The sequence below is a fragment of the Mesorhizobium sp. M5C.F.Ca.IN.020.29.1.1 genome (assembly GCF_003997375.1).
Classification (GTDB): domain Bacteria; phylum Pseudomonadota; class Alphaproteobacteria; order Rhizobiales; family Rhizobiaceae; genus Mesorhizobium; species Mesorhizobium wenxiniae.
In genome coordinates this window covers 1-2,492 of sequence record NZ_RZSW01000719.1, presented here as the reverse complement: position 1 = coordinate 2,492, position 2,492 = coordinate 1, and the positions used below count along the sequence as shown (strand labels likewise).

The window sequence follows — 2,492 nt, the reverse complement described above, 5'->3', positions numbered from 1 at the left end:
GGCAATGAGCGGCACGGCAGTTGCACCCCAAGAGGATCTGAACAGGTCAAACAGATCCGAACCTAGCCAACCCGGTCCTGCACCGAGAATTTCTCTCCGGGCACCAGAGAAATGCCCCACCAGACTTCGCCGTACGGCGAAGTCCTGGGAGTTGCGAAAAGGTGTCTTCCCTCCGCCTCTATTCTTGCCCGAGCACTGACCCTGCGAGCGAGGCGCCTGTCCGGCACCCGCCCTCAACGGTCTTCAGCACTGTCCTCCGCGAGCTAAGAAACGCGATTACTTTTTGGCTTTCGCCTTCGCGGGCGCTGCCTTCGCCTTCGGCTTGGCCGCCGGCGCTGCTTTCTTCACTGCCACCGAAGACTTCGCTGCAGCCGCTTTCTTTGCCGGCGCAGCCTTCTTTGCCGGTGCAGCCTTGGCAGGTGCTGCTTTCTTCGCTGCCGGCTTCGCCGCGGCCTTTGCAGCCGGCTTCTTGGCTGGTGCTGCTTTGGCCTTGGCTGGTGCTGCTTTCTTCACTGCCGGCTTTGCCGCGGCTTTCGCGGCCGGCTTCTTGGCCGGCGCTGCTTTTGCCTTGGCCTCGGCGGCCTTCGGCTTGGCAGCAGGTGCTGCTTTCTTCACAGCTGCTGCGGCCTTTTCCGCCACAGCTTTTACTGGTGCTTTCTTTGCCGGTGCCTTCTTTGCCGGAGACTTGGATGCCGGCGCTTTGGATGACTGTTTAGCCATATCATGCCCCTTCGTTGTGCCGACGGCCGTTAATGACCCGGCGCGTAATGCATATCTGACTCGCGCTTGTCTAGCCAGCGAAGCATTAGCATGATTCTTTCAGTTTAAATTTTGATTACCGGCGACACACGCTCGTCCTGATTTCGCAAAATGTCGCTGCTGCTCTTCGAGCTTGCCGAGGTTTGCGACAGACATTCTGCGCGCTTAACCGGAACCAATCGCACTACAAAGTGCTGAAGGTTAGCAAGCGTTTTGCTCGTCGATCATCGACCGGCAACATCATGATGGGCTGCTTCATCGATCTCATCGTCTTGTCCAACGAGACGATCTACACAATCTACAAAAGCAAAGCCCGGCTCGTTCTGCGCCATGACCTTGTCTGGGGCTTGAGAAGGCAACCTTTTTGCTAGTTGACAGATTACTCGATCCGACAGAGTATTCTGGTCTGCGGGGGAAGCGTAATGTCATTCGCGCAAGATCTAGCGGCGCTGTCCCAGATCAGTGAGACTGAACGCTGACACCATAGCAGGCCCAATGATGGCTGCCGACGAAATCATCCACCAGAGCGTGCGGCTCATGATCATGGCGGCGCTGAATTCTCTGGAAAGGCGCGAAGCGCTGGAATTCACCCGATTGAAGGCCATCGTCAATGCCACCGACGGCAATCTCGGCGCGCATATCGATACGCTTGCCAAGGCGGGATATGTCGATGTCGAAAAGCTGTTTGTCGGACGCCGGCCGCAAACGCGGGTCAAGGCGACATCAATCGGACGGCGCGCCTTTCGCGGTCACGCCGCCTTCCTTCGCGCCATCCTCGATGAGGCGGAGCAGCCAGGTAAACGCGTTCAGCGCAGGACGCGGCAGCGGCCGTTGTAGACCATCCAGCGGTCGAAGCCCGCGACGCAGAATTCGACATTATCGCCGATCGAGGCAAAGCCCTGCCCTTCCTCGATCAGATACCAGATGGTGCGGGCGTGGCCGTCGGACAGGCTGACGGTGGCGCCGCAATAGCGACGGCCGATCGGCCAGGTTTCATTGGCTGGCAGATAGCGGTGCTGGTGGATCCCCTGGAAATCGGTGATCTCGACATCGGGCAGATTCGGCACGTGGCGCACCTGGTAGGAGAAGCGGCTGGTGATCTTGTTCAGCACCCAGGCCTCACCGCAAACGCCGCTGTCTTCTTCGGTATAGACGGCAAGGTCGGCCGCCTTTGCTGCCTGGGTGACGGCGAGGGACGCGCCGAGCGGCGTGCAAAGGGCGATCAGTGCGGCAAGTGCGGATTGGGCGAAGCGAGTCATAGCAGCCTCTTATGGTCGACTGCGCGCACTGTGCGGATTCGCTTGCGCGCGGTCAAGCGGTTGTAGAGACGATGGTTTCTTAGTTTGAAATCGCCTTCAGCCAATTCAGGCGCGCGGATACCTCTGCCGCCTTACGCCGCCAGCCATTCCAGCGTCCAGTGCGCCGGTTTTCCGACGACAAGCAATTTGTGCAAGGCCGGCAGCAGCGTGCGCAGCTCGCGCTCCAGCGTGAACGGCGGGTTGACCACCACCATGCCGCTGCCGTCGAGGCTGGGCTCGGCCGATGGCGGCCTGATCTCGAAGCCGATGTCGAGCAGCTTCGGGACGCCTGACTGCACCAGCGCTTTCCGGAAGGCGATGACCGCCTTGCGGTCCTTGACCGGATACCACAGCGCATAGATGCCGCCCGGCCAGCGCTTGTGGGCTTTCCGCAGCCCATCGACGAGGCGGTCGAACTCGCACTCCTCCTCAAAC

At 60.2% G+C, this 2,492-nt stretch carries 4 protein-coding genes; 2 read left to right on the top strand and 2 right to left on the bottom strand.

Annotation, left to right across the window (positions count from 1 at the left end):
* Window positions 1–322 precede the first annotated feature (322 nt).
* Together EOA85_RS38315 and EOA85_RS32615 are read left to right on the top strand one after the other, a co-directional pair.
* Entirely contained in the window at window positions 323–814 is a 492-nt protein-coding gene (locus EOA85_RS38315) for a hypothetical protein (RefSeq protein ID WP_206523422.1), read from the top strand.
* A gap of 440 nt (window positions 815–1,254) precedes the next feature.
* Entirely contained in the window at window positions 1,255–1,596 is a 342-nt protein-coding gene (locus EOA85_RS32615) for a transcriptional regulator (RefSeq protein ID WP_029354350.1), read from the top strand.
* Here EOA85_RS32615 and EOA85_RS32610 read toward each other — a convergent pair.
* Window positions 1,566–2,018, bottom strand: a complete 453-nt coding sequence (locus EOA85_RS32610) for a hypothetical protein (RefSeq protein ID WP_095519595.1) — start codon at window positions 2,016–2,018, stop codon at window positions 1,566–1,568. The two genes, EOA85_RS32615 and EOA85_RS32610, sit on opposite strands and share 31 nt — an antisense overlap.
* 131 nt (window positions 2,019–2,149) lie before the next feature.
* The coding region (gene rlmJ / locus EOA85_RS32605; RefSeq protein ID WP_127212461.1) for a 23S rRNA (adenine(2030)-N(6))-methyltransferase RlmJ at window positions 2,150–2,492 on the bottom strand (343 nt) is incomplete at its 5' end.